The organism is Bradyrhizobium sp. RDM12, from assembly GCF_051917485.1.
In the GTDB taxonomy this organism is placed as follows: domain Bacteria; phylum Pseudomonadota; class Alphaproteobacteria; order Rhizobiales; family Xanthobacteraceae; genus Bradyrhizobium.
The window spans coordinates 2,649,156-2,673,220 of the sequence record NZ_CM133064.1 but is presented as its reverse complement, the minus strand read 5'-3'; the positions used below and the strand labels follow the sequence as shown (position 1 = coordinate 2,673,220).

General features: G+C 64.0%; 24 protein-coding genes and 2 pseudogenes. 8 read left to right on the top strand and 18 right to left on the bottom strand.

Going from position 1 to position 24,065, the window contains the following annotated elements; translation table 11 throughout:
* Window positions 1–20: 20 nt before the first annotated feature.
* Complete coding sequence (locus ACTGJ9_RS12910) at window positions 21–1,499, bottom strand: glycerol-3-phosphate dehydrogenase (protein WP_456677346.1); 1,479 nt, start codon at window positions 1,497–1,499, stop codon at window positions 21–23.
* A gap of 39 nt (window positions 1,500–1,538) precedes the next feature.
* Window positions 1,539–4,223, bottom strand: a complete 2,685-nt coding sequence (locus ACTGJ9_RS12905) for a sensor domain-containing protein (protein ID WP_456677345.1) — start codon at window positions 4,221–4,223, stop codon at window positions 1,539–1,541.
* Between the two features lie 205 nt (window positions 4,224–4,428).
* Between ACTGJ9_RS12905 and ACTGJ9_RS12900 the strand changes: the two genes are divergently transcribed.
* A complete protein-coding gene (locus ACTGJ9_RS12900; protein ID WP_456677344.1) occupies window positions 4,429–5,532 on the top strand; it encodes an NAD(P)/FAD-dependent oxidoreductase in 1,104 nt (367 codons plus the stop codon).
* A 122-nt stretch (window positions 5,533–5,654) separates the two neighbouring features.
* Here ACTGJ9_RS12900 and ACTGJ9_RS12895 read toward each other — a convergent pair whose 3' ends face one another.
* Both ACTGJ9_RS12895 and ACTGJ9_RS12890 read right to left on the bottom strand, forming a co-directional pair.
* Window positions 5,655–6,740 (bottom strand): IS5 family transposase, encoded by a 1,086-nt coding sequence (locus tag ACTGJ9_RS12895; protein ID WP_456677343.1) that lies wholly within the window; start codon window positions 6,738–6,740, stop codon window positions 5,655–5,657.
* 244 nt (window positions 6,741–6,984) lie between these two features.
* Window positions 6,985–7,167, bottom strand: a complete 183-nt coding sequence (locus tag ACTGJ9_RS12890) for a YdcH family protein (RefSeq protein ID WP_456677342.1) — start codon at window positions 7,165–7,167, stop codon at window positions 6,985–6,987.
* Window positions 7,168–7,495: 328 nt separating this feature from the next.
* On the opposite strand from ACTGJ9_RS12890, the gene ACTGJ9_RS12885 reads away from it, so the two are divergent.
* The 3 genes from ACTGJ9_RS12885 (at window position 7,496) to ACTGJ9_RS12875 (ending at window position 8,348) form a co-directional block, all read left to right on the top strand.
* Window positions 7,496–7,696 carry a YdcH family protein gene (locus tag ACTGJ9_RS12885; RefSeq protein WP_456677341.1) on the top strand — a complete coding sequence of 67 codons (201 nt, stop codon included), beginning with the start codon at window positions 7,496–7,498 and terminating at the stop codon, window positions 7,694–7,696.
* Between the two features lie 160 nt (window positions 7,697–7,856).
* On the top strand, window positions 7,857–8,075 hold the full coding sequence (locus ACTGJ9_RS12880) for a hypothetical protein (RefSeq protein WP_456677340.1): 219 nt from the start codon (window positions 7,857–7,859) through the stop codon (window positions 8,073–8,075).
* A 21-nt stretch (window positions 8,076–8,096) separates the two neighbouring features.
* Window positions 8,097–8,348: a hypothetical protein gene (locus ACTGJ9_RS12875; protein ID WP_148753968.1), complete on the top strand. Its 252-nt coding sequence runs from the start codon at window positions 8,097–8,099 to the stop codon at window positions 8,346–8,348.
* Between the two features lie 23 nt (window positions 8,349–8,371).
* Here ACTGJ9_RS12875 and ACTGJ9_RS12870 read toward each other — a convergent pair.
* Window positions 8,372–9,079 (bottom strand): annotated as a pseudogene (locus tag ACTGJ9_RS12870) (GGDEF domain-containing protein); the annotation flags it as partial.
* 141 nt (window positions 9,080–9,220) lie between these two features.
* Here ACTGJ9_RS12870 and purE point away from each other — a divergent pair.
* Together purE and ACTGJ9_RS12860 are read left to right on the top strand one after the other, a co-directional pair.
* Entirely contained in the window at window positions 9,221–9,709 is a 489-nt protein-coding gene (purE, locus tag ACTGJ9_RS12865; protein WP_456677339.1) for a 5-(carboxyamino)imidazole ribonucleotide mutase, read from the top strand.
* A complete protein-coding gene (locus tag ACTGJ9_RS12860) occupies window positions 9,706–10,812 on the top strand; it encodes a 5-(carboxyamino)imidazole ribonucleotide synthase (protein ID WP_456677338.1) in 1,107 nt (368 codons plus the stop codon). Before purE ends, ACTGJ9_RS12860 begins: the two co-directional genes overlap by 4 nt.
* Window positions 10,813–11,144: 332 nt before the next feature.
* On the opposite strand, the pseudogene ACTGJ9_RS12855 reads toward ACTGJ9_RS12860, so the two are convergent.
* A pseudogene (locus tag ACTGJ9_RS12855) lies at window positions 11,145–12,476 on the bottom strand (IS1380 family transposase); the annotation flags it as partial.
* A 94-nt stretch (window positions 12,477–12,570) separates the two neighbouring features.
* Complete coding sequence (gene aqpZ, locus ACTGJ9_RS12850; RefSeq protein WP_456677337.1) at window positions 12,571–13,293, bottom strand: aquaporin Z; 723 nt, start codon at window positions 13,291–13,293, stop codon at window positions 12,571–12,573.
* Window positions 13,294–13,553: 260 nt separating this feature from the next.
* Here aqpZ and rpsU point away from each other — a divergent pair, with 260 nt between their 5' ends.
* Window positions 13,554–13,856, top strand: coding sequence for a 30S ribosomal protein S21 (rpsU, locus tag ACTGJ9_RS12845; protein ID WP_071909764.1), 303 nt, complete (start codon window positions 13,554–13,556; stop codon window positions 13,854–13,856).
* A 125-nt stretch (window positions 13,857–13,981) separates the two neighbouring features.
* Window positions 13,982–14,632 (top strand): tetratricopeptide repeat protein, encoded by a 651-nt coding sequence (locus tag ACTGJ9_RS12840; protein ID WP_456677336.1) that lies wholly within the window; start codon window positions 13,982–13,984, stop codon window positions 14,630–14,632.
* A 13-nt stretch (window positions 14,633–14,645) separates the two neighbouring features.
* On the opposite strand, the gene ACTGJ9_RS12835 is transcribed toward ACTGJ9_RS12840, so the two are convergent.
* The 11 genes from ACTGJ9_RS12835 to ACTGJ9_RS12785 form a co-directional block, all read right to left on the bottom strand.
* Window positions 14,646–15,623, bottom strand: a complete 978-nt coding sequence (locus ACTGJ9_RS12835; RefSeq protein ID WP_456677335.1) for a hypothetical protein — start codon at window positions 15,621–15,623, stop codon at window positions 14,646–14,648.
* A 93-nt stretch (window positions 15,624–15,716) separates the two neighbouring features.
* Window positions 15,717–16,001, bottom strand: coding sequence for a cupin domain-containing protein (locus ACTGJ9_RS12830; RefSeq protein ID WP_456677334.1), 285 nt, complete (start codon window positions 15,999–16,001; stop codon window positions 15,717–15,719).
* Window positions 16,002–16,025: 24 nt separating this feature from the next.
* Window positions 16,026–17,123, bottom strand: coding sequence for a calcium:proton antiporter (locus tag ACTGJ9_RS12825; protein ID WP_456677333.1), 1,098 nt, complete (start codon window positions 17,121–17,123; stop codon window positions 16,026–16,028).
* Window positions 17,124–17,197: 74 nt separating this feature from the next.
* A complete protein-coding gene (locus tag ACTGJ9_RS12820; protein WP_456677332.1) occupies window positions 17,198–17,986 on the bottom strand; it encodes an alpha/beta hydrolase in 789 nt (262 codons plus the stop codon).
* A gap of 21 nt (window positions 17,987–18,007) precedes the next feature.
* On the bottom strand, window positions 18,008–19,408 hold the full coding sequence (locus ACTGJ9_RS12815) for an NAD(P)(+) transhydrogenase (Re/Si-specific) subunit beta (protein WP_456677331.1): 1,401 nt from the start codon (window positions 19,406–19,408) through the stop codon (window positions 18,008–18,010).
* Window positions 19,409–19,447: 39 nt separating this feature from the next.
* Complete coding sequence (locus ACTGJ9_RS12810) at window positions 19,448–19,765, bottom strand: proton-translocating transhydrogenase family protein (protein WP_027532463.1); 318 nt, start codon at window positions 19,763–19,765, stop codon at window positions 19,448–19,450.
* A 21-nt stretch (window positions 19,766–19,786) separates the two neighbouring features.
* Window positions 19,787–20,917 carry a Re/Si-specific NAD(P)(+) transhydrogenase subunit alpha gene (locus ACTGJ9_RS12805; protein ID WP_456677330.1) on the bottom strand — a complete coding sequence of 377 codons (1,131 nt, stop codon included), beginning with the start codon at window positions 20,915–20,917 and terminating at the stop codon, window positions 19,787–19,789.
* A gap of 142 nt (window positions 20,918–21,059) precedes the next feature.
* Window positions 21,060–21,212 (bottom strand): aa3-type cytochrome c oxidase subunit IV, encoded by a 153-nt coding sequence (locus ACTGJ9_RS12800; protein ID WP_008136857.1) that lies wholly within the window; start codon window positions 21,210–21,212, stop codon window positions 21,060–21,062.
* Window positions 21,213–21,309: 97 nt separating this feature from the next.
* Window positions 21,310–21,705, bottom strand: coding sequence for a type II toxin-antitoxin system death-on-curing family toxin (locus ACTGJ9_RS12795; RefSeq protein ID WP_456677329.1), 396 nt, complete (start codon window positions 21,703–21,705; stop codon window positions 21,310–21,312).
* The gene (locus ACTGJ9_RS12790; RefSeq protein WP_456677328.1) at window positions 21,702–21,929 is read right to left on the bottom strand and encodes an AbrB family transcriptional regulator; all 228 of its coding nucleotides are present in this window, start codon (window positions 21,927–21,929) and stop codon (window positions 21,702–21,704) included. The genes ACTGJ9_RS12795 and ACTGJ9_RS12790 overlap by 4 nt, the downstream gene beginning before the upstream one ends.
* Before the next feature lie 123 nt (window positions 21,930–22,052).
* Window positions 22,053–23,978, bottom strand: coding sequence for a M3 family oligoendopeptidase (locus ACTGJ9_RS12785; protein WP_456677327.1), 1,926 nt, complete (start codon window positions 23,976–23,978; stop codon window positions 22,053–22,055).
* Window positions 23,979–24,065 lie beyond the last annotated feature (87 nt).

Below are 24,065 nucleotides of genomic sequence, written 5' to 3'. Positions count from 1 at the left end.
AGCGGCGGATCGGCCTTTGCTCAACCGGTTCGAGGCGGATCGTTCACACCCGTCATGAACACCGCCAGCGCCTCACGGTCCGCCGCCTGCATGGTCAGGCCGAGCTTGGAGCGGCGCCACAGGATATCCTCCGGAAAGCGCGCCCATTCCCGGGCCATGAGATAGCGCACCTCGGCGCCGGTCAGGTCGGGGCCAAAGGCTGGTCCCAGCTCATCGCGCGTCTTCGCCTGGCCCAGCACGGCTGGCAATCGCGAGCCGTAGGCCGCAACCAGGCGCCGCGCCTGCGGCTCGGAGAGAAACCGCCAGCGGTCGCGCGCAATGTCGATTTCGGTTTCGAAACGATCCCAGGCAAAATCTCCGCCGGGCAGCGCTGCTCCGGCTGTCCAGCGCGGCGACATCGGATAGAACGGCGTCAGCCGCGTCACCGCTCGCTCCGCGCGCAGCCGCGAGGTGGTGACGTCGCCGCCGAACATCGTGAGCAGCGGCGCCTTGCGCCGACGTGCGTGGAACAGCGTCGTGCCGTCGCGCCGCCGAGCCGACGCGGGCGTCAAATTGACGCCGGAGACCGTGCGCACCACGTCGGTCGGAGCGACGCGCTCGCGGAAATAGCGGCTCGCGGCCTCGCAGAGATAGCTGACATCGGCGCCCGATATCGCGACGATTGCGGGATCGCCGGTGAAATCATGCGTGACCGTGCCGACCAGCGTGAACTCGCGCTCGAACGGGCTGGCAAAAATCAGCCGACCGTCGCTGTTCTGGAACACATAGACGTTGTCGGACTCGAACAGTTTGGGCACGACGATCTGGCTCATCTGCATGGCCGCCATGGCCGGCTGCGGCTGCCGCAGCACGGTCTCCGCGACCATCGATGTCCAGCCGCCGGTGGCATTGGCCAACGCATGTGCCGTGATCACCCGGCGATGGCCACGATCAATCAGCGCGAGCCGCCAGATGTCGGTCCTGTCGGCGCGCACGCACCGCGCCCCGGTCCGGATCGCGGCGCCACGCTCGGCGGCATCCAGCGCCGTGAGCACCACCAGGCGTGAATCGTCGACGACGCAGTCGGCATATTCGAACGCAACGCCGAACGGCCGTTTCAGCGCGTTGCCGACCGGATGATGCGTGATGTCGAGGGTGGTCGATCCGGGCAGGCCGGCACGGTTCGTGAGGGCGTCATAAACATATAGTCCGGCGCGCAACAGCCATGGCGGGCGTTCGTCGGAATGTGCGGGGATCACGAAACTCATCGGCCGCACCAGATGCGGCGCGATCCGAAGCCAGATCGCCCGTTCGGCCAAGGCCCGGCGCACCCGCCGGAAGCCACGGCGCTCCAGCATGGACAGATCGCCATGGATCAACCGCGGTGTCGCGGACGAGGCAGCACCAGCCAGATCGCCCTGCTCAATGAGGATCACCCGCAACCCGCGCCCCGCCGCATCGCGCGCCAGGCTGACGCCGTTCAGGCCGCCGCCGATGATCGCGAGGTCGTAGTCCACCATGAAGCCGTCGCGTGGAAGCGAAACGAAACGCCCTCATCCCTAGCCGGTCTTGAGCGCAAGCTCCATGGCCTCGATGCGGCCGACGAGGCCGGCATATTTCGCGATCGGCAGCGGCTTGCCAAGCAAATAGCCCTGCACACCGTCACAACCTTCCCTGGCCAGGAAAGCGAGCTGGTCGATGGTCTCGACGCCCTCGGCGATGATCGACATTTCGAGGCCGTGACCGAGATCGATCACGGCGCGAACGATCGCGGCCGATTGCGGATTGCGGCCGAGATTGATGATGAAGGCGCGGTCGATCTTGATCTTGTCAAACGGGAACGCCTGGAGATAGCTCAGCGAGGAGTAGCCGCTGCCGAAATCGTCCATCGAGATACGGACGCCCAGCGCCTTCAGGCGGCGCAGTAGCGCCAGGCCGCGATCGAAGTCCTCGATCAGCACGCCCTCGGTGATTTCGAGTTCGAGCCGGCCAGGCGCAAGCCCGGTCTCGATCAGGATCGCATGGACGAGCCCGACCACGTCACCGTGCATGAACTGCGCCGGCGACAGATTGACCGCGACCTGCAGCGGCTTCGGCCACGACGCAGCCTCGCGGCAGACCTCGCGCAGGATCCATTCGCCCATCTCGACAATGAGGCCGCTTTCTTCCGCGATCGGGATGAATTCGGCCGGCGAGACCTGGCCGCGCACCGGATGCTGCCAGCGCGCCAGGGCCTCGAATCCGATGATCTCACTCTCGGCGACGCTGTTGCGCGCGATACCCTGGGGCTGGAAGGCCAGCGACAGCTCGCCGTTCTTGATCGCCTTCGACAGATCCTGGTGCAGCACGCGGCGGTCGCGGATCTGCTGGTCCATTTCGGGCTGGTAGAGGCTGATCGTGCCGCGCGATTTCTGCTTGGCGCGGAACAGGGCCGCGCCGGCATTGGCGAGCAGCGAGGCACCGTCGGGGCCGTTGTGCGGGAAGATCGACATGCCGGTGGTGATGCCGGCGCGGACCGCGCGGCCGTCGATGTGGAATTCCGGCGCCAGCGCCTCGCCGAGCTGCTGCGCCAGCGCGAGACCGGCATCGGGCTGCTTGCCGTCGATGATCAGGCCGAATTCGTCGCCGGACAGGCGCGCCACCAGGCCGCCGCGCGCGGTGTCCTGGAATCGCTGGGCCACCTCGATCAGCAGCTTGTCGCCAAGCGCATGGCCGAACACGTCGTTGACTTCCTTGAGGCCGTCGAGATCGACGCAAAGAACCGCAAATTCCTCGTCGGTCCCCTCGCAGGCCTCGATCATCTGGTTCAGCGCCTGGAGGAAGGCGGCGCGGTTCGGCAAATCGGTGAGGCCGTCATGATAGGCCATGTGCGCCATCCGCGACTCGGTCTGCCGGCGGTTGGTGACGTCCTCGTGGGTCTTGATCAGATATTGCGGCTCGCCGGCGTCGTTGAGCACGGTGGCACGCCGGGTCAGGAACAGGCGCAGGCCGTCCTTGGTGGAGATCGGATGCTCCTCGGTGATCATCCCGCGCTTCTTGATCGCAGCCTCGTCGCGGGCGATGATCAGCTTGGCTTCCTTGGCATTGAAGATGTCGGAGGCGGTCAGGCCGGTCGCCTCCTCGCGCCTGCGGTTGAGGATCGTCTCGGCGCTGCGGTTGGCGAGCAGGTAGCGGCCATCCTTGACCTGCTCCACGATCAGCGCCACCGGGATGTTGTCGACGATAAGCTCGAGGAACCTCTTGGTGCTCTCCAGCTCCATCGACAGCGACTGCCGATCGGTGATGTCCTCGAACACCACCAGCAGGAATTCCGGCTTGTTGCTCTCGTTACGGACCACGATGCGGATCGAGGCCACCATGCGCCGGGCCTGGTCGCGTTGGACCTCGACCTCGAATTCGTTGCGATACTGTCCTTCCGGCGCCAGCAGCGCAGCGCGGTCGGTCGCCTCGATGCTCGCCGCCGATTTCGGGCCGAACAACTCGCGCGCATTCTTGCCGACGACCTGGTCGCGCGAAAAGCCCCAGAACCGCTCATAGGCGCGGTTGGCAAAGATGTAGCGGCCGTCCTCGATGTTCTTCGCGGCCACGCAGGCCGGCACGTTGTCCAGCACCGTTTCCAGGAATTGCTTGGTCGAGGCCAGCTGCCGCGACAGCTTGCGCTGCTCGCTGACGTCGAGATGGGTCGCCACCGAGCCGCCGTTCGGCAGAATGAAGTATTTGACCAGGATGGCGCGGCCATCCGGCAGCTCGCTGATCAGGCCGTTGGAGCTTGACGCCTTGTCGTAGAAGTCGTCGTCGGAGACGGCGAGGACGCCGCGCTGGCGCCGCAGCTCGAGGATGTCGGAGCCGGTCATGCCGGTCCACAAATCCGAGCGCGTCAGGCCGTAGATCTCGAGATAGCGGTCGTTGCAGAAGATGATGCGCCGCTGCGCATCCGTCATCACCACGCCCTGGTTGAGATTGTTCATGGCGGAGGAGACGAAGGCATTGCGCCGCAACTGCGAACGCTTGCTCCGGCGCAGCGCGGAATGGATCCACAACGCGATCGCAGCCAGCAACGCACAGACGACAACGCCCCCGATCAGGGCTTCCCAGATCAGATTGGGGGCGAGATTGCCAAGATAGCTCGGCGGAACAAGGCTGTCCGCGTGGGCACGCGACGGCGCGACCGCGCTGGCAAGGCACACGACGGCCTGCACAGCAATCGGAAGCATGCTGCCTTCGTGCCAGTTCTTCTCAGCCATCAGCCACCCGCGATTTCAACTGCGGATTGTCTGGCTTCGCGGGTTTGGATCGGGTAAACGCCTGTACGCCCAACAGAAAAATGTGACGCGAATTACGGCAATTGCCCTGACATGATAAATGCTTCCTTAACGGACGTCGGCCCGGCGGCGCGGTTTCCAGGCACACCGGCCCTCTCCGCAACTTCAACGGGACTTCTGCACCACGATGGATAGGGTCGACTGCGTCGTCATCGGAGCCGGCGTGGTCGGGCTCGCGGTGGCCCGGAAGCTGGCCCAGGCCGGGCGCGAAGTGATCGTGCTCGAGGAAGCCGAGGCCATCGGCACCATCACCTCCTCGCGCAACAGCGAGGTGATCCATGCCGGGATCTACTACCGCGCCGGAAGCTGGATGGCGCGCATGTGCGTCAGCGGCAAGCACGCGCTCTACCGCTATTGCGGCGAGCGCGGCATCCCGCACAAGAATTGCGGCAAGCTGATCGTCGCGACCAATGCAAAGGAGGCCGAGAAGCTGCAATCGATCAAGGCGCATGCCGAGGCCAACGGCGTGCTCGACATGCAGTTGCTCTCGGGTGAAGCCGCGCGCGCGCTGGAGCCGGCACTGGCGTGCGACGCCGCGCTGCTCTCGCCGTCGACCGGCATCATCGACAGCCATGCCTACATGCTCTCGCTGCGCGGCGAAGCTGAGGAAGCCGGCGCAGCCTTTGCCTTTCACACGCCGCTGATCCGCGCCAAGGCGGAAGCCGGAATGATCGAGATCGAGGCCGGCGGCGAAGCGCCGATGACGCTGCAATGCGGCTTGCTCGTCAACGCCGCCGGGCTTTCGGCGACGACCGTGGCGCGCCACATCGACGGCATGCCGGTCGACCGGATTCCGCCGGCCTATCTCGCAAAGGGAAACTATTTCAGCTGCAACGCGCGCGCACCGTTCTCGCACTTGATCTATCCCGTGCCCGAGTCCGGCGGTCTCGGCGTGCATCTCACCTTGGACATGGCAGGACAGGCGCGCTTTGGCCCCGACGTCGAATGGATCGAGACGATCGACTATGAGGTCGATCCGTCGCGCGCCGAGCGCTTCTATCCCGCGATCCGCAAATATTGGCCGACGCTTCCCGACGGCGCGTTGATGCCGAGCTATTCGGGCATCCGCCCGAAGATCGTGCCGCCGGCCGTGGCAACGCAGGATTTCTTGATGCAGGGTCCGCGCGACCATGGCGTCGCGGGTTTGATCAATCTGTTCGGCATCGAATCGCCGGGACTGACATCGTCGCTCGCGATCGCAGACCACGTCGCGGAGCTCGCAGAAATCTAGCAGTTTGCTGAAAAACCTTGAAATGGAGAGTTTTCTTATTCTGTCCGGTCGTTGTTGGGGCGGCGTGGCGGAGTTGGATGTGATTTCTAGCCTGGTGTTGGGGGCACCCTGACGCTGGGTGGCTAAGGGGCAAGCAGTTTTGGAATGCGGATCAGGTTGTAGGCGATCAGATTGAGCAGGAAGTCGGCGGCGACGCGAGCGATGCCGCGATGTTTGGTCTTGCGCATGGTGCCGTGTTGCTTGCCCCATCCGAAAATGCACTCGACCATCGCCCGGCGCGATTGCGACATGCCGTACCCTGGATGCCGCGTGGTTCGTTCGTCGATGGCGCTGTTGCGGGTCTTGCCGGTTTTGGTGACGGCCTGGTTCTGTGTCACATGCGGCGTCACGCCGATGGCGCGAAGATTGGCGACATGATCGGCGGTATCGTACGCCTTGTCCTCACCGGCCGTGATGCAGCGGCCTGCGGCTTTGCGTCTCGCCTTCAGCATGGTCTCCGAAGCCCGGCGTTCGGCGGTGCCATTGGCATGCGTGACCCTGCCGGCCACCGCCAGCCCATGCCGGTTCTCCATGGTGGCGTGGCCCATATAGCAAAGCTTGGCCTCCCGTCCGGCCGCCTTGCGATAAAGCCGGCTGTCGGGGTCACTGGTGCTCGCGTGGGTGTCGTTCTTGCGCTTCTGGCCATGGAAGTTCGCGCCGTCATCATCGTCGCCGCTGCCGTCCTTGGGACGAAAGCTCTTCTGTGAAGCCCAGGCTTCGATCAGCGTTCCATCCACCGAGAAGTGCTCGTCCGACAGCAGCGGCTTGACCTGTGGATGGTTGAGAAGCCTGGTCATGAACTTCGTGAATACATCGCCGTTCTGCAGCCGCTCCCGGTTCTTGGTGAAGGTGGTCGGGTCCCAAACCGGATCGTCCGGCGACAGTCCCACAAACCACCGATACAAAAGATTGTAGTCCAGTTGCTCCATCAACTGACGTTCCGAGCGGATGCCGTAGAACACCTGCAGCAGCAGCGCACTTAGCAATTGCTCCGGAGGGATCGAAGGACGTCCCTCGCTGGCGTAGAGCCTCCCAAGGCTGCGGTTCAAATCACTCAAAACATCCCGGACAAGTTCCCGGACCTTCCGCAGCGGGTGGTTCGCTGGCACACGCTTATCCGGCGCGATGTACGAAAACAGGCCGCCCTGATCCGTAAACCTGCCGCGCATGATCGCCTCCGCCGATTCGAGATGATAAAGTGAATCATCAAGCCCTCTCCGTGGCGAGGGGGTTCTTCAGCAGACTGCTAGAGCATTTTCGAGCGACGTGGAGACCGGCTCGCGTCAAGAAAACGCGTCCCAACAAAAGCTGACGCCCGCGCAACGCGTGCGCGCACCTGAGAGCAGGGATAAGCGCAAAGGCTCATCCCTGCCCGAAAGGATACGGTCAAACTGGACGCTGTTACGAGGCTGACTAGTGAAGCGTTTCGCCGGTGTGCTTCAGACGTTCGATCTGGTCCTTGACCATCAACTTCCGGCGCTTCAACTCAACAATTTGCAGGTCGTCTGTTGAAAGGTGCACGAGAGCTTCGTGCAATTCGTTTTCGAGAGTTTTGTGCTTCCGTTCCAATTCAACCAGATGTGCCTGAATTGTCATTCGAAACCTCCTCGGTAGGGGTAAACCTTGGATTCGATCCGGACGAGCAAGTCTACATCACCGATTCGTTCTGTCGATGGGTATCCGTCGTCGCACCGTCATTTTTGAAAATTCATATGTAATGAAGCGTGAGTACGGAACCACGCGGTGAAAGATCCATGATATCAATGTGCTTGCGCCACGCGCTTGCGAATCGTTGAAATATCTTACGAGAGAGCGGTGCGCGGAGGTCGCAGATCGCTTGCGATCACGCTGCGCAAGGACGATAATTTCCACAGGGCATCCACAGCCTTAATCTCAGCCTTATCGGTTTTCGGCCACCGCAAACATGACCAATGAAGACGAGCTCGAAGCCGAGCTTACCCGGTTGCAGCAGGAACACCGAGATCTCGATGCGGCGATCGATGCACTGCATCAATCGCCCGCCCCCGACCTGTTGCGGCTACAGCGACTGAAGAAACGCAAGCTGTTGTTGCGCGACCGGATCGCCTTCATCGAAGACCAGATTACGCCCGACATCATCGCCTGATCCGCGAGCGCTCGCGGAGTGCCGCGCAGGAATCCGCTTGACTCAAAAAGAACAAAAGAGGAACATAAATTCCGCCCCCGACGCCCCAGGGAACACTCGAGGAAACACCCAAGGAAACGTTCAATGAAGCGTCCGAGGACAACCCGCAAGGACACCGCAGATGTCAGCCCCCACCCTTCTCGACAACAGCCATTATGAACAGGCCTGCGATCGGGCGATCGCGATGTGCGACGGCAATCTGCGCAGCACCATCAAGGCGCTGATCATGGCCAACGAATATCTCGAAGCCGAGCTGGAAGAATTGCAGGCAGCGATTTCGGCCGGCTGCATTCCCGAGACCTCGCGCCGCAAGATGCGGAGCAAAAGCAGCGCCGCTTGAGCTCAACACTGGAGCAACGCCATGTCGGACGTAACCTACTACGTTGCAATGCCCTTCCTGATCGATGCCGACGGATCGCCTGTCGCGGGCGCGGCCGAGGAATGCCAGAGCTCGACAGCCGCTTTGCGGCGCGCCGAGGCGCTGGCGCACGGTGCCGGCCATATCGGCGCGGTGGCATTCAGCCGCAGCGGCGATCCCATGACCGGCGAATTCGGTGACGCCACGCTGCTGCGCAAATTCGGCAACGTGCCGGAAGATCTCGCAACATTGTAAGTCAGCTGCTGGCAAGCCTGACTCCGCGGCTCGTGCCGCCGGTGTGCCTTGCGCACATACATGGCGGCATCGGCTTCCTCCAGCGCGCGGACCGCATCGGAGTGCGCACCGAGCAGCGCGACACCGGCGGAGGCGCCCGCGCTGACCTGCTGGCCGCGAAAGACGAACGACAAATCGTCGATCGCCTGCTCGAAGATCACAGCCTTCGCCTTGGCATCGGTCTCGCTGAGATTCCACAACAGCAGGGCAAACTCGTCACCGCCGAGACGGCCGACCACGTCGGAGGCGCGGATCTGCCGTGTCAGCGTCGCAGCGATCGCCTTCAGCACCTTGTCGCCGGCGCCGTGACCGAAGGAATCGTTGATCGGCTTCAACCGGTCGACGTCGAGCACGATCAGCGCGCCGCTGGCGCGGTAGCGTTTCATATAGGCGACGGCACGCTGGAGCTCGCGCTCGAAGCCGCGCCGGTTGGGTATGTCCAGCAGGAAGTCGGTGTCGGCCGCCGCCTCGAGTTCGGCGACGCGCCGCAGCGCCCGGGTGAGCTTGGTCCGCAGGCCGCGGATGATTGCCTTGCTGGTATTCTTGGTTTCCCCGGCAGCGCGGGCCGCGGGCGAGCGGCCCGGCGACGCAGCCCTGGCCGCGGCCCGCTTGGGCGCAGTTTTCGTTCGGCTCCCGCTGGTTTTTCGGCCCTTTTTGGCCTTCGCAGCGGTCGCCCTTCTTGGTTTCTTCATGGGCATCCTGCTCAATGAAGGCTTGCGGGGATTCACCAAGACAGGATAGTGCATTCCCTTCTCCTTGCCACCGCCTTGCGAGCCGCCGGCCGGAACCGTTAATCTGGCCTATCTTTCTGTTTTCAGAGCACAATTGACGTCATGACCGCGCCGATCGCCATCATCATGGGAAGCCAGTCGGACTGGGAGACGATGCGGCACGCCGCCGACACGCTCACAGCGCTTGGTGTCACTTTCGACACCCGCATCGTTTCGGCCCATCGTACCCTCGACCGGCTCTTTAGTTTCGCCAAGGGCGCCAAGACGGCCGGTTTCAAGGTCATCATCGCCGGCGCCGGAGGCGCCGCGCATCTGCCCGGCATGGCGGCGGCGCTGACGGAACTGCCGGTGTTCGGCGTGCCCATCGAGTCCCGGACGCTGAAGGGCATCGATTCGCTCTATTCGATCGTTCAGATGCCCGCCGGCATTCCGGTCGGCACGCTCGCGATCGGCAAGGCCGGCGCGATCAACGCGGCTCTGCTCGCCGCGTCCGTGCTGGCGCTGTGCGATCCAGCCCTGTCCGACCGCCTGGCCGCTTGGCGCAAGGCTCAGACCGAGACGGTTGCCGAGCGCCCGGAGGACAAGGCGTGACTGACGCAAAGCAGGTGAAGCTGAAGCCGGGCGACACCATCGGAATCCTCGGTGGCGGACAACTCGGACGGATGCTGGCCACGGCAGCGGCACGGCTCGGCCTGCGTTGCCAGGTGTTCTCGCCCGATCCGGATTCGCCGGCCTTCGACGTCGTGCTGAACGCAACCTGCGCCGAATATGCCGATGTCGAGGCGCTCGAGCTGTTCGCCCACGACGTCGACGTCATCACTTACGAATTCGAGAACGTGCCGGCCGCGGCCGCCATGGTATTGGACGCGCGCCGCCCGGTGCTGCCCAACCGCAAGATCCTCGAGACCACCCAGGACCGGCTGGCCGAGAAGGATTTCGTGACGCGGCGCGGCATCGGCACCGCCGCTTACGCCGACGTCACCTCGGTCGCATCGTTGCGCGAGGCGATCGCCAGGATCGGCCTCCCCGCCGTGCTGAAGACCCGCCGCTTCGGCTATGACGGCAAGGGCCAGGTCATGATCCGCGATGGCGACGACATCGCGAAGGTCTGGACCAGCCTCGCCACCAAATCGGCGATCCTGGAAGCCTTCGTGCCGTTCGAGCGCGAAATCTCCGTGATCGCCGCACGCTCGGCCACAGGCCAGGTCGAATGCTTCGACGTCACCGAGAACGAGCATCGCGACCACATCCTGAAGATTTCCCGCGCACCTGCGCCGATCCCGGATGCGCTGGCGGAAGAGGCGCGCAGCATCGCCGGCAAGATCGCGACTGCGCTCGACTATGTCGGCGTGCTCGCGGTGGAGATGTTCGTGCTTGCCAACGGCGCCGGGCCGAAGGTGCTGGTCAACGAGATCGCTCCGCGCGTGCACAATTCCGGACACTGGACGCTCGACGGCGCGTCGGTCTCCCAGTTCGAGCAGCACATCCGCGCCATTGCCGGCTGGCCGCTCGGCAGGCCGGTGCGCCACGGCGAAATCGTCACCATGACGAACCTGATCGGCGACGAGATCAACGATTACGAGAGCTGGCTGAGCGTGCCGGGCGCGACCGTCCACATCTACGGCAAGGGCGCGCCGCGCCCCGGTCGCAAGATGGGCCACGTCACCGAAGTCAGGGCTTCAAAAAGCAAGTAAGGGGACCGCAGCAAAAGCTGCGATCCCATTTTTGGTGGGAGTCCTGGTTTGACGCGTTTTCTTTACGCGAACCGGTGTCCACTTCGCTCGAAAACGCTTCTAGCCCGCATTTCTCACACGACCGATTGCTCAGCGACGGAGGATAGGAGGATTTGGCAAGGCAACGGGGAGCCGTGGCGCTGAAGGCGCAGCCGGCGATTTGGTTTTGAATGTCTCCGTTGGGCCTGTTGGTGATGCCGCCGATTGAGCGCGTCGTAGCGTCGCGTGTCAGGCCGGCGAGGCGCGAGCCTTGGCGGCTTCGGCCAGGCGACGAGCCGCGTGTCCCACGGCTGAGCGGCTGGGCAGGCCGAGGCCATGGCGATCCTGATGCGGCGGACGCTGATGCGCACCAGTGCGCCGATCTTGAGGAGCTTGAGGCGGATGGTGCCGCAGGTGGCGTCCGCAAAGGTGGTTTCGGCAAGGCCGATGCGCCGCAGGGCACAGATCAGCACATAGGCCATCGAGGCGAACCACAGCCGCAGCTGGTTGGCGCGCATGGTGGCGGCCGAGGTGCGGTCGGCGTAGAGATCGAGCTGGCACTCCTTGATGCGGTTCTCCATGTCGCCGCGGGCGCAGTAGATGTCCTCATAGAGCTGCCGCACGCCCGCCGCGCTGCGCTTGAGCGAGGTGACGACGAAGCGCGGATTGGCCTCGCCTTGCGTCCACTCCGCCTTGGCGACGACGCGGCGCTCCTGGCTCCAGGTGTCGCGCGTACGCCATTGGAAGTCCTTGAAGCGGCGTGCCGGTTGGCCGGTCGTCTCGGCTGTGGCTCTCGCCGCGGCGAGCTCCTCCTCGATCATGGCGACCAGGCGCGTGTTGCGGGCGAGCCCGAACAGATAATCCACGCGGTTTTGCTCACACCACGCCATCAGCGCCTCGCGCGCAAAGCCACTGTCGGCGCGCAGCACGATGCGCACGAACGGCCAGCGGGCGCGGATTTGCCGGACAATCCGCGCGATCTCCGCGACACTGCCTGCGCTGGCATCGATGTCGGCGCGCCGCAGCTTGGCCGCCAGCAGATGCCGGCCGCAGAACACGTACAGCGGCAGATAGCAGTAGCAGTCGTAATAGCCGTGGAAGAAGCGCCCCTCCTGATGCCCGTGCAGAGGATCGTCGGTGGCGTCGAGATCGAGGATGATCTGCGGCGGCGGTCGCTTGTGCGCCTCCAGGAACAGCGTCACCGGCAACGCCTCGATCGCCGCCGCGTCGTAGGCGATCTTGTGATAGCGCGAAGGTTCCTCCCGGCCCAGTTCCAGCCGGTTCAGCGTCGACTTGCCGGCCACCGGTGCGCAGTCCTCGCGCCTGGCAACAAGCTTGCCCGCCAGCACCGCCATCAGCGGGTCGTGCCGCAACTCGTCGTGATCGTTGATGTCTTCGTAGCCAAGTGCGATGCCAAAGACCCGCTGTCCGACCAACGTTCCGACTGCGTGCTCGATCAAGTCCACCCGGCGATGATCGCGAAAGCAATCGGCAAAGCGCCCCACCAGATCAATCGCCCGATCAGACGCGCCCAGCAGCAGCGCGCCCGCATCCGACGTCACCAGGCCACCATCAAAAGCCGCTTCCACGATGCGGCCTTCCACCTCTCCAAAATCAAACCGTTCTGCGCTACACTGTGCCGGCATCGGGGCATTCCTTGAATCACCGCGAAGTCCTTCTCGCAAAAGAACTTTCGCTGATTCGCGCCCCGATGCGCCTCAACACTGTGAGAAATGCGGGCTAGGCCGTCTTCGCGCCCGCGACGACGCCTGAGGGCTCCTCGCTGAGCCACCGATAGATCACCCCACCGAGCGCGCCACCGATCAACGGTGCGACCCAGAACAGCCAGAGCTGCGACAGCGCCCAGCCGCCGACGAACAGCGCCGGGCCGGTGCTGCGCGCCGGATTCACCGACGTGTTGGTGACGGGGATGCTGACGAGATGGATCATCACCAGCGCAAGTCCGATCGCGAGCGGCGCAAAGCCCACGGGCGCGCGGCCGTGGGTCGAGCCCATGATGACGAACAGGAACATCATGGTCATCACCACCTCGGTAACGAAGCAGACGACCATGCTGTACTGGCCAGGCGAATGGGCGTCATAGCCGTTGGAGGCGAAGCCCTTGGCGAGGTCGAATCCGGGCGCGCCGCTGGCGATCACATAGAGCAGTTCGGCCGCGACAATCGCTCCGCAGACCTGCGCGATCACGTAAGGCAGGATCTGGCCTGCCGGAAAGCGTCCTCCGGCGGCAAGGCCGACCGTGACGGCCGGATTGAGATGGCAGCCCGAGATATGGCCGATCGCATAGGCCATGGTGACGACGCTCAAGCCGAAGGCCAGGGACACGCCGACCAGGCCGATGCCGACCTGCGGAAAGCCGGCCGCGATGACCGCGCTCCCGCAGCCTGCGAATGTGAGCCAGAACGTGCCGATCGCCTCGGCAGCATATTTCCTCATATCCATGTAGCGTCTCCCCTGATTTCCAAAGATTCCCGAACTATGTCCGTCGCGACCCCCGTCTCGGCACCAAATCACCGAAATCGGGGCCGCGAGGAAGCATTTTCGCCGCATTTAGTGGCTGAACTTGGCCCGAAATCCCGCTTGGCAGGTGGACATGGTGGGTTTTGTCTGATACATCCGCGCGCTCAAGGTTAAGGGCTTGCGCTTTTGCCGTCCCTTTGACTTACCAGAATTCAAATCCGATCTACTGAAGAGGATGCCGCGTGCAGGTTCTCGTTCGCGATAACAATGTCGACCAAGCCCTCAAGGCGCTGAAGAAGAAGATGCAGCGCGAGGGTATTTTCCGCGAGATGAAGCTCCGCGGTCACTACGAGAAGCCCTCCGAGAAGAAGGCCCGCGAAAAGGCCGAAGCCGTGCGCCGCGCGCGCAAGCTGGCCCGCAAGAAGCTGCAGCGCGAAGGCCTGCTGCCGATGAAGCCGAAGCCGGTGTTCGGCGCCGGTCCCGGCGGTGATCGTGGCGGTCGCAGCGGCCCGGGTGCAGGTGCAGGTCCGCGCGGACCGCGCTGATCTTGCCGAAGCTGCAGGACTGAGTTTTCAATGACGCGGGCCCCCGGCCCGCGTTATTATTTTGTGAGCAGTGCCTTTCTGGGACGGGGCACTACAGATGCGGCACCAGCGCGAGCGAACCGTAGATGGCCTCCCCTTTCCCCGAGCCCGGCTTGGCGCGGTTGCGCCGGATCTGGCGCCAGCCGCTTGCGCTGACGTTGGTGGGGCTCGCATTGTGCGGCTGCTCCTTCGATCTCGGCTCGCTGATGCCGGAGAAGGACAAGCCGCAGGAAGCGCCCAAGGCGGCGGCCGCGCCGGATAGCGCAGTCAGCGCCGCCAACGTCACCGAGGCGCAGATCCACACGACAAAGGCCCAGGCCCTGGCGAAGTCAGGCGAGACGCAGGCAGCGCTCGACGAGTTCAATCGTGCCGTTGCGCTCGATCCCTACAATGCGCAGGCGCTCTACGGCCGCGCCCTGCTCTACCAAGGCAACAACGAGCACGACTTCGCGATCGCCGATTTCGGGGCCGCAAGCGGGCTCAATCCGCAGAAAGCCGAGCCGCTGCTCGGCCGCGCCGTCAGCTATCTCGCCATCGGCAAGGTCAAGGAGGCGGCGGCCGATCTCGATGAGGCCGCAGAGGCCGATCCGCACAACGCCCAGGTCTGGACGATGCGGGGACAGACCTACGAGCGGCTGGGCGACAAGACCAAGGCTGCGGCGTCCTACAACAAGGCAGTCAGCCTGCGCCCACGCGACGATGCCGCTCGCAGCGGCCTGGCCCGCGTCGGCGGCTGAGGGTCTCTTGGAGCTAGTCGGGGGTGGCGCTCTTTGGCAGAACCGCGTGGAACATCGACTTCATGCCCGATAGCATGTCGTCGGCCACATTGGGCTTGGGCCGCGGCGCAGTCGCGCCGGCATCTGCGCGCAGATCGAGCGGCGGCGCGATGACCGGCACCGGAATATCGGCCGGCGGCGTCGGCCGATTCGGGTCGTCATCGCCGACCGAGGCCGTGTAAGAGGGATTCGCCTGCGACGCGCCACCATTGCCATAGGCCTCAGGTGATGGCGTCGACACATTGATCGGCGGCGGCAACGGGCGGATCGTCGACGGCACCGTCGTCACAATGCGGGGCGCTTCCGGCGTGCGGGAGGCTTCCTGGACGGCAGCCTCCGGCGTCCGCTCGATTGGCCTGGTTTCAGAAGACCTGGCCTCGACGGGCTTGATTTCGGAAGATTTGGCCTCTGCGGCCTTCTCGGCAGCTTTGCCCTCAGGCGACTTGCGCAGGCGCTCGATGGCGGCCCGCGCCAGATCGTTGGCATCGGGAGTCGCGGCCGGAGAAGCCAAAGCCGGCGCCGAATTGGCGTCGACCACCGGCGCAGCCGGAGTGGACTTGGCCACCGACTTTTCATGGGCCGCGGTACGGCTGTGCGAAGCGGTCTCGCCGGGCGTCACGTCCGCAGCCTTGACTTCGGCAGCCTTGCCCTCAGCAGGCTTGACCTCGGCAGGTTTGGCCTCGGCAGCCTTGTCGGCCGCCGGCTTGTCCGACGCGCTCTTCTCGGAAATGCTCTTCTCAGAGACGCCCTTAGCCTTGACCCCGGGGCCCGGGAGGTTGGCCACATCGGCGGGTTTGCCGCTCTTGCCGGCATCGGCAGGCGCCACCACCGCGGCTGGGGTATCCGCCGCCGGCCTCGCGTTGATGTAGTGATTAACGATGTAGGCCCCGATGATCGTGGCGAGCACCGAGGGGAAAATATCCATCGAAATTTTAGCGAGGTATTTCAGCATTTCTCGGCCACTCCCCGCGCGATCTGATGCGGGAACTTTGGGGCATTGTAAGGGATCAACTGCGACGGATCGATGGCAAAGGTTACGCGTGCCTTACGGCTTCAACTCAATCTCAAGAAACACGATCTCGGTTGAGGTTTCGTTAAGTACGTCATGTTGGACGCCGGCCTTGCGGAAGTAGGATTTGCCGGCCGCAAGCTGCGCCGTGGAGCGTTCCCCGTCGGGCGCCACGATGGTCATTTCGCCGGCCACGACGGGAACGATCACATAGTCCATTCCGTGGGTGTGATGCCCGGTCGCACTGCCCGGGGCAAGCCGCCATTCGGTCACCCGGACCTCGTCATTGTCGACCTGAACCTCGGACCTGGCGGCAAGCATCGGAACTCTCCTCGGGGAATCGGTTCAGGGTACGAACACCATGAACACGTAGACGGCAAATACCACCATGTGGACCAGGCCGAACAGGACATTGGTCCTGCCTGTGCCGAAGGTCAGCATGCTGAGCAGAAAGGTCAGGAACAGCAGCGCCGTGTTCGCGGGGTTCAAGCCCAGCACGAGTTGCTGGTCGAGCGCATAGGTGGCGATCCCGACCGCCGGGATGGTCAGGCCGATGGTGGCCAGCGAGGAACCGAGCGCCAGGTTAATGCTCTTCTGGAGGTCGTTCTTGCGGGCCGCGGCGATCGCCGAGACGCCCTCCGGCATCAGGATCAGAAGGGCGACCAAAAGGCCCGCAAACGCCGGCGGGGCGCCGATCCTGTCGGCGACGGCGTCGACCACCAGAGAAAACTTCTTGGCCAGGAGAACGACGGCGAGCAGCGAGATCAACAGCAGCGCGATGCTGAGCGCCAGCATCCTGCCCGACAGGCGAGCCTCGCCGACCTCGCCGTCCGCCCGCTCGTGAACGAAGTAGTCCTTGTGCAGAACGGTCTGGGTATAGAGAAACACGCCATACAGCACGATCGTGACGACATCAACAAAGCCGAGCTGAAGCGCCGAATAGACCGGCCCGGGCGTCGTCAGCGTGTAATTGGGCATGATCAGGGTAATGGTCGCCAGCGCAATCAGGCCACTGAGATAGACGTTGGCGCCGGAGACCTGAAAGCCCTGCTCGCCATAGCGCAGGCCACCGATGAAGACGCAGAGGCCGACGAGGCCGTTGCAGACGATCATCACCACCGCGAAGACGGTGTCGCGCGCAAGCTCCGGCGCCGGCTTGTCGCCTAGCATGATGGTGGTGATCAGCGCGACCTCGATGATGGTGACCGCGAGCGTGAGCAGTAGCGTGCCAAACGGCTCGCCGATCCGCTCCGCGATCACCTCGGAATGATGCACCGCCGCGAACACGGTGCCGAACAGGATCACCAGCAGGACGATCGCGAACAGGGCGCCCCCGGCCGTCAGGGTGAAGCCGTAGCCGGTCGCGGTGACGATCAGGAACAGCAGCACCGCGAGGGCGGGGAAGATCCAGGACGACCGCGGCATCGGTCCGTGTGCGCTCATGCCAACAATTCCTCCAAGCGAGTGGGGGTCGATTATGCGCGAGAAGATCGCGCCCGTCAGCCCTCAGCCGCCATTTACGATCGCCGCGCCGTCTGCACGGCGCCAAAGTCATCGAGATTTTCATGTCCCCCGCCGGGAAACCGCACCAGCTGCTTGGGGCCGCTTGCCAGCGCGAACAATCGCTCGCCGAATGCGATGGGAATCGCCCGATCATTGGTCCCGTGCATGATCAGAAGCGGCGCCGCGACGCGTGCGATGCGCTCGTCGGAGCGAAACTGATCGCGCATCAGGAGACGAACCGGGATGAAGCGAAACAGCGACGCGGCGACATCGACCGTCGAGGTGTAGGGCGCCTCGAGAATCAATTTGCCGACCGGATGCTCCGATGCGATTGCGACCGCGACACCGGTCCCGAGCGAGAAACCCCAGGCGACGATGCGCTGCGGATCGTAGCGTTCTGCCGCGAAGGCGTAGGCGGCCGCGGCGTCCCGCAACAGCCCCTGCTCGCTCGGCGCACCGCTTGAGCCGGCATAGCCGCGATAGGACAGCGCGACGAGACCGGTGCCGTCGGCGATGATGCCCTTGAACCGCCTGACGCGCCCGGCGAGAAAGTCGCCGTTGCCTGGAAAGAACAGCACCACGGGACGGCCCGGCTCTGCCGGTACGTGCCAGACAATGACCTTCTCGCCGTCGGATGTGGTGAGGACGTGCTCCTCCGCCTCCGGAAGCCGCGCAGCGTTCGGCGCCTTGCGCTCGGTCGTCGGAATCGGAAACAGCATGTCCCGCTGCTTCACGTAGACCCCGACGAGCGCCGCGAAATAGCCGGCCGCAACGACGATGGCGATCCATTTCAGGACTGTCATCGCTGCGGCGGCTCTCCGGCGCTACATCGCCTTGACGATGTTCTCGGTGACCTTCTTGGCGTCGCCGAGCAGCATCATGGTGTTGTCGCGGTAGAACAGCGGATTGTCGATACCGGCATAACCCGACGCCAGTGACCGCTTGATGAACATCACCGTGCCGGCCTTCCAGACCTGGAGCACGGGCATGCCGTAGATCGGCGAGGTCTTGTCCTCTTCGGCCGCCGGGTTGGTGACGTCGTTGGCGCCGATCACGAAGGCGATGTCGGCCTGCGCGAATTCGGAGTTGATGTCCTCGAGCTCGAACACCTCGTCATAAGGCACGTTGGCCTCGGCCAGCAGCACGTTCATGTGGCCGGGCATGCGCCCCGCGACCGGGTGAATGGCGTACTTCACCTCGACGCCTTCCTTCTTCAGGATGTCGCCCAATTCCCGCAGCGCATGCTGGGCCTGGGCCACCGCCATGCCGTAACCGGGCACGATGATGACCTTGGAAGCGTTCTTCATGATGAAGGCTGCGTCGTCCGCCGAGCCGAGCTTGGCGGGCTTCTGCTCACCGCCTGCTCCGGCCCCGGCCGCCGCGGTCTCACCGCCGAAGCCACCGAGGATGACCGAGATGAACGACCGGTTCATCGCGTGGCACATGATGTAGGACAGAATAGCGCCCGATGAACCGACCAGTGCACCAGTGATGATCAGCGCGGAATTGCCCAGCGTGAAGCCGATGCCCGCGGCGGCCCAACCGGAGTAGGAGTTCAGCATCGAGATCACGACCGGCATGTCGGCGCCGCCGATCGGGATGATCATGAGCACGCCGAGCGCCAGCGCCAGGATGACGATCATCCAGAAGTCGAACGCACTGCCCGACATCACCAGCCCGACGATGAATACGACGAGTGCGATCGCGAGCGCGATATTGACGATGTGGCGGAAGGGCAGGATGATAGGGGCGCCGCTCATGCGGGCCGACAGCTTCAGGAACGCGATCACCGAGCCGGTGAAGGTCAGCGCGCCGATGGCGACGCCGAGCGACATTTCGACCAGGCTCTGCGCATGGATGTTGCCGGGAGTGCCGATGTCGAAGGCCTCGGGCGCGTAGAACGCGCCGGCGGCGACCAGCACCGCGGCCATGCCGACCAGCGAGTGGAAGGCGGCGACCAGTTCCGGCATCGACGTCATCGGCACGCGACGCGCGACCACCGCACCAATGCCGCCGCCGATCGCGATCGCGAGGATGACCAGCAGCCAGGCCACGCCGTCAGCCGGCGGATGGTTCGCCAGCGTGGTGGCGACCGCGATCGCCATGCCGATCATGCCGAACAGATTGCCCTGGCGCGATGACGCCGGGCTCGAGAGTCCGCGCAGCGACAGGATGAACAGCACCCCCGCCACGAGATACAAGAATGCAGAGAGATTAGCGCTCATCTCAGGTCCCCATTGATCCCATCAGCCCGAGGTGGCCGCTTACTTCGACTTCTTCTTGTACATCGCCAGCATGCGCTGGGTGACAAGGAAGCCGCCAAAGATGTTCACGCAGGCGAAGATGAGCGCGACGAAGCCGAAGCCGCGCGCCCAGCCCGAACCGCTCGATACGTTGGCGACGCCCACCGCGAGCAGCGCGCCCACCACGATCACCGAGGAGATCGCGTTGGTCACGCTCATCAGCGGCGTGTGCAGCGCCGGCGTCACCGACCACACCACGAAATAGCCGACGAAGACGGCTAGGACGAAGATCGACAGCCGGAAGATAAAGGGGTCGACGAGTTGTGCAGCATGCTCCATGGCGGCTCTCCTTGGGCCCAATTAAGCCGACTTGGGCTGGAAGTTCGGGTGGATCACGGCGCCGTCCCTGGTCAGCGCGGTGGCCTTGACGAGTTCGTCGTCCCAGTTGACGGCGAGCTTCTTCTCCTTCTTGTCGACCATGGTCTCGATGAAGGAGAACAAATTGCGTGCGTAGAGGCTCGAGGCCGAGGCCGCGACGCGGCCGGCGACATTGGTGTAGCCGACGATCTTGATGCCATCGAGGTCGACGACCTCGCCGGGCCTGGCGCCCTCGACATTGCCGCCGCGCTCGACGGCGAGATCGACCAGCACCGAACCAGGCTTCATCGACTTGACCATTTCGCCCGAGACGAGCCTCGGCGCGGGCCGGCCCGGGATCAGCGCGGTGGTGATGACGATATCCTGCTTCTTGATGTGCTCGGCGGTGAGCGCGGCCTGCTTGGCCTGGTACTCCCTGGACATCTCCTTGGCGTAGCCACCGGCGGTCTGCGCGTTCTTGAACTCCTCGTCCTCGACGGCGAGGAATTTTGCGCCCAGCGATTCGACCTGTTCCTTGGTCGCGGGCCGCACGTCGGTGGCCGTGACGATGGCGCCGAGACGGCGCGCAGTCGCGATCGCCTGCAGGCCGGCGACGCCGACGCCCATCACGAACACCTTCGCAGCAGGCACGGTGCCGGCCGCGGTCATCATCATCGGGAAGGCGCGGCCGAAGGCCTCGGCGCCCTCGATCACGGCGCGGTAGCCGGCGAGGTTGGCCTGCGACGAGAGCACGTCCATCACCTGCGCGCGGGTGATGCGCGGCATCAATTCCATCGCAAAAGCGGACACGCCGGCATCGGCGATCGTCTTCAGCGCGGCCTCGTTGCCATAGGGATCCATGATGGCGATGACAAGCGCGCCGCGCTTGTATTGCGAAAGCTCGGACGCCTCGGGGCGCTTCACCTTGATGATGATGTCGGCGTCAGCAAGCGCATCGGCGCTGACCGTGGCGCCCACGGCGGTGAACTCGGAATCCGGCAGGCCCGATTTGAGGCCGGCGCCCGGCTCGATGGCGATCTCGGCGCCCAGCGCCCTGAACTTCTTCACCGTATCAGGTGAAGCGGCAACACGCGGCTCCGACGGATCGATTTCCTTGGCAACGGCGATCTTCATAGGCCCTCCGGCGACGCGGGAAAAAGCGCGCGCACAAACTTAGCGTTACTCCCGCAACGTGGCATACCGGCTTTGGGACCGGCTTGTTTGCAAATTTTGTGGGCAGCTGCCGCCGCAGACCTAGGCAGCCACCGAAGACGATTCAGGTGAGGAAGATCGCCATCAGAATGACGATGAGCGCAACCGAGGCCGTGCCGTATTTCACGAGCTTGATGAAGCCCTCGTAGGTCTGCTCGTGGGCAACGTAGTCGTTGCCGTCGGCGGTGGTGTACGCCACTTCGCTATGGTCAGCCATGGAATGTCCCCAGTCGAAACTCGAATTCTTTGGCTGGGATACCTTAAACCCTCCGACAGGGCAACGGCATGGTCGGGCAGTTTTCCGCCAAATCAGGTCATTTGGAATTCAGATTGTCGCGGATCCAGCGGACGAGGCTCTGCTCGCTGACTTCACCGGCTGCAAGCGAGAGGATGATGGTCGTGGCCTCCGCAGGATCGGGACTAAACGCGACCCCGTTCTTGTGGAGAAAGACCATCATCGCCATGAAGGCGATGCGCCTGTTTCCATCGACGAATGCATGATTTTTCGCGAGGCCGAATGCGTAGGCGGCAGCGATCTCATCAAGCGGCGCCTGCTCGGAGCGCCACTTGTTGATCGGCCGCTCCAACGCCGCGCGCAACATGCCCTCATCGCGCAGTCCCGGCGCACCGCCGAAACGACGGAGCTGCCGGCTGTGAATTGCGACAGCCTGCCCGTACGTGACCCGGAGCGGCTCCTGGGGCTCGCTCATTGCTTCGCGAGCGCAGCAAGCGTGTCGCGGTACTTGTCCATGATCTCGTCGGCGATTTCCATCGTCCGCTCGAAGTCGGGATCGTATGGCAGCGCCTGAAAGCCGCCGCCCGGCAATTCCACGATGTGCAATTGCTGTCCGCGCTTGAGATCGAGCCGCTGCATCAACTCGCGCGGCAGCAGCACACCGTCCGAATTGCCAATCTTCTTGATCTCAATCTTCATGGCCTTCCACCCCCTGAACTGTCTTCCAGGGATCTGCGTTATACATATGTATAACGCAGATCAGACGGAAGTTCAACAGATGTTTTACACCGATTCATCCGCAAAACACGGCGTTCCGCCGCCTCAGCCCATCGCCTCCAGCTCGTCGATCATGCCGGCGATGACCGAGAGCCCGCCGTCCCAGAACTTCGGGTCCTTGGCGTCGAGGCCGAACGGCCGCAGCAGCTCGGAATAATGCCTGGTGCCGCCGGCGGCGAGCATGTCGAGATAGCGCTCCGCAAACCCTTCGGCCGCGTTCTCGTAGACGGCATAGAGCGAGTTCACGAGGCAATCGCCGAAGGCATAGGCATAGACGTAGAACGGCGAGTGGATGAAGTGCGGGATGTACATCCAGTAGTTCTCGTAACCCGCCTTGATCTCGATCGCCGGCCCCAGGCTCTCGCCCTGCACCGACAGCCAAAGCTCGCCGAGCCGCGTCGCGGTGAGTTCGCCGTTCTTGCGCTCGGTGTGGACCGCGCGCTCGAACGAATAGAACGCGATTTGCCGCACCACGGTATTGATCATGTCCTCAACCTTGCCCGCGAGCAGCGCCTGGCGCTGCTTTGCGCTCTTGGTCTGCGCCAGCAGCCGCCGGAAGGTGAGCATCTCGCCGAACACGCTGGCGGTCTCGGCCAGTGTCAGCGGCGTCGGCGCCATCAGCGCCCCGTTCTTCGCCGCCAACACCTGGTGCACGCCGTGGCCGAGCTCATGCGCGAGCGTCATCACATCGCGCGGCTTGCCCTGGTAGTTCATGAGCACGTAAGGGTGCGCCGACGGCGTGGTCGGATGCGAGAAGGCGCCCGGCGCCTTGCCCGGGCGCACCGGCGCGTCGATCCAGCGGTCGGTGAAGAAGCGCTCGGCGATATCGGCCATCTTGGGCGAGAAGCCGCGATAGGCCGACAGCACCATGTTGCGCGCATCGGGCCAGCCGATGGTGTCGGTCGCGGCGAATGGCAGCGGCGCGTTGCGGTCCCAATAGGCCAGCCGCTTCTTGCCGAACCACTTCGCCTTCAGCGCGTAGTAACGATGCGACAATCTTGGATAGGCCGCGCGGACCGAGGCGACCAGCGCATCCACCACCTCGCGCTCGACGCGATTGTTCAAATGGCGGGAGTCCGCGACATCCTTGAAACCGCGCCAGCGGTCGGAGATGTCCTTGTCCTTGGCGAGCGTGTTGGTGATCAGCGCGAAGGTACGCTCATTGGCCTTGAAGGTTTTCGCAAGCGCTTCCGCCGCAGCCTTGCGCTTGGCGCCGTCGCGGTCCTGCAGGAAATTCAGCGTCGGCTCGATCGCGAGCTCCTTAGGCCCGATCTTGAAGCGCAGGCCGGAGATGGTCTGGTCGAACAACCGGTTGAACGCGGAATAACCGGTTTGCGCCTTCTCCAGGAAGAGCTGCTCGAGCTTGTCGTCGAGCTGGTACGGCTTCTCCTTGCGCAGGTCCTCGATCCACGGACGGTAGTGCGCGAGCTCGGGTGCCTGCATTGCGCGGTTCAAAATATCGTCATCGACGCGGTTGAGTTCGAGCGCAAAGAACAGAAGATGCGTCGACGCCGCCGTCAGCCGCTCGGAAACGTCGCCGTAAAACTTTGAAATCTTGGGGTCCACGCTGTCGCCGGCGTGGACGAGGCCGGCATAGGAACCGAGACGGCCGGCGAGATCATCAATCGCCTCATAGCGTCGCACCGCTTCCGCGAGCCATTTTCCGCCATTTTCGTTTGCTGTGCCTGTCGCGAGCTTGCCCTTGTAGTCGGTCTCGAACGCGACGCAATCGGCATCCATGGTTTCGAGATCGCGCGCCACTTCCGGCGCATCGATCCCGGAATAGAGATCGGCAAGGTTCCACTCCGGAAGCTTGCCGGTCTTGCTCGCAGGCTTTGGGGAGGGTTTTGCCTTGGCTGCGGATTTCTTGACGGCAGATGTCTTGGTGGCGGGCTTGCGGAAAGCGGGCTTTTTCAGAGCAGACTTTTTCAGAGCAGACTTTTTCAGAGCAGACTTGGAGCGCGAAGTCATTATGTGGGAAACCTGTGTTCAACAAACGCTGCGGCGGGCGGGGGCATCAACGTTTAAGAGTGCGTTAATCGGCTTCGGCCAGAGTGA

Excerpts from the sequence above, each read along its gene's own strand:
- ACTGJ9_RS12905 (WP_456677345.1), bottom strand. The coding sequence starts at position 4,223 with ATGGCTGAGAAGAACTGGCACGAAGGCAGCATGCTTCCGATTGCTGTG.
- aqpZ (WP_456677337.1), bottom strand. The coding sequence starts at position 13,293 with ATGGATATGAGGAAATATGCTGCCGAGGCGATCGGCACGTTCTGGCTC.
- ACTGJ9_RS12830 (WP_456677334.1), bottom strand. The coding sequence starts at position 16,001 with ATGCTTGCCGCCAGGTCCGAGGTTCAGGTCGACAATGACGAGGTCCGG.
- ACTGJ9_RS12840 (WP_456677336.1), top strand. The coding sequence starts at position 13,982 with ATGGCCTCCCCTTTCCCCGAGCCCGGCTTGGCGCGGTTGCGCCGGATC.
- ACTGJ9_RS12880 (WP_456677340.1), top strand. The coding sequence starts at position 7,857 with ATGTCAGCCCCCACCCTTCTCGACAACAGCCATTATGAACAGGCCTGC.
- ACTGJ9_RS12790 (WP_456677328.1), bottom strand. The coding sequence starts at position 21,929 with ATGAAGATTGAGATCAAGAAGATTGGCAATTCGGACGGTGTGCTGCTG.
- ACTGJ9_RS12820 (WP_456677332.1), bottom strand. The coding sequence starts at position 17,986 with ATGACAGTCCTGAAATGGATCGCCATCGTCGTTGCGGCCGGCTATTTC.
- ACTGJ9_RS12815 (WP_456677331.1), bottom strand. The coding sequence starts at position 19,408 with ATGAGCGCTAATCTCTCTGCATTCTTGTATCTCGTGGCGGGGGTGCTG.
- ACTGJ9_RS12910 (WP_456677346.1), bottom strand. The coding sequence starts at position 1,499 with ATGGTGGACTACGACCTCGCGATCATCGGCGGCGGCCTGAACGGCGTC.
- ACTGJ9_RS12890 (WP_456677342.1), bottom strand. The coding sequence starts at position 7,167 with ATGACAATTCAGGCACATCTGGTTGAATTGGAACGGAAGCACAAAACT.
- ACTGJ9_RS12895 (WP_456677343.1), bottom strand. The coding sequence starts at position 6,740 with ATGCGCGGCAGGTTTACGGATCAGGGCGGCCTGTTTTCGTACATCGCG.
- ACTGJ9_RS12800 (WP_008136857.1), bottom strand. The coding sequence starts at position 21,212 with ATGGCTGACCATAGCGAAGTGGCGTACACCACCGCCGACGGCAACGAC.
- ACTGJ9_RS12835 (WP_456677335.1), bottom strand. The coding sequence starts at position 15,623 with ATGCTGAAATACCTCGCTAAAATTTCGATGGATATTTTCCCCTCGGTG.
- ACTGJ9_RS12885 (WP_456677341.1), top strand. The coding sequence starts at position 7,496 with ATGACCAATGAAGACGAGCTCGAAGCCGAGCTTACCCGGTTGCAGCAG.
- ACTGJ9_RS12795 (WP_456677329.1), bottom strand. The coding sequence starts at position 21,705 with ATGAGCGAGCCCCAGGAGCCGCTCCGGGTCACGTACGGGCAGGCTGTC.
- purE (WP_456677339.1), top strand. The coding sequence starts at position 9,221 with ATGACCGCGCCGATCGCCATCATCATGGGAAGCCAGTCGGACTGGGAG.
- ACTGJ9_RS12805 (WP_456677330.1), bottom strand. The coding sequence starts at position 20,917 with ATGAAGATCGCCGTTGCCAAGGAAATCGATCCGTCGGAGCCGCGTGTT.
- ACTGJ9_RS12875 (WP_148753968.1), top strand. The coding sequence starts at position 8,097 with ATGTCGGACGTAACCTACTACGTTGCAATGCCCTTCCTGATCGATGCC.
- ACTGJ9_RS12810 (WP_027532463.1), bottom strand. The coding sequence starts at position 19,765 with ATGGAGCATGCTGCACAACTCGTCGACCCCTTTATCTTCCGGCTGTCG.
- ACTGJ9_RS12900 (WP_456677344.1), top strand. The coding sequence starts at position 4,429 with ATGGATAGGGTCGACTGCGTCGTCATCGGAGCCGGCGTGGTCGGGCTC.
- ACTGJ9_RS12825 (WP_456677333.1), bottom strand. The coding sequence starts at position 17,123 with ATGAGCGCACACGGACCGATGCCGCGGTCGTCCTGGATCTTCCCCGCC.
- ACTGJ9_RS12785 (WP_456677327.1), bottom strand. The coding sequence starts at position 23,978 with ATGACTTCGCGCTCCAAGTCTGCTCTGAAAAAGTCTGCTCTGAAAAAG.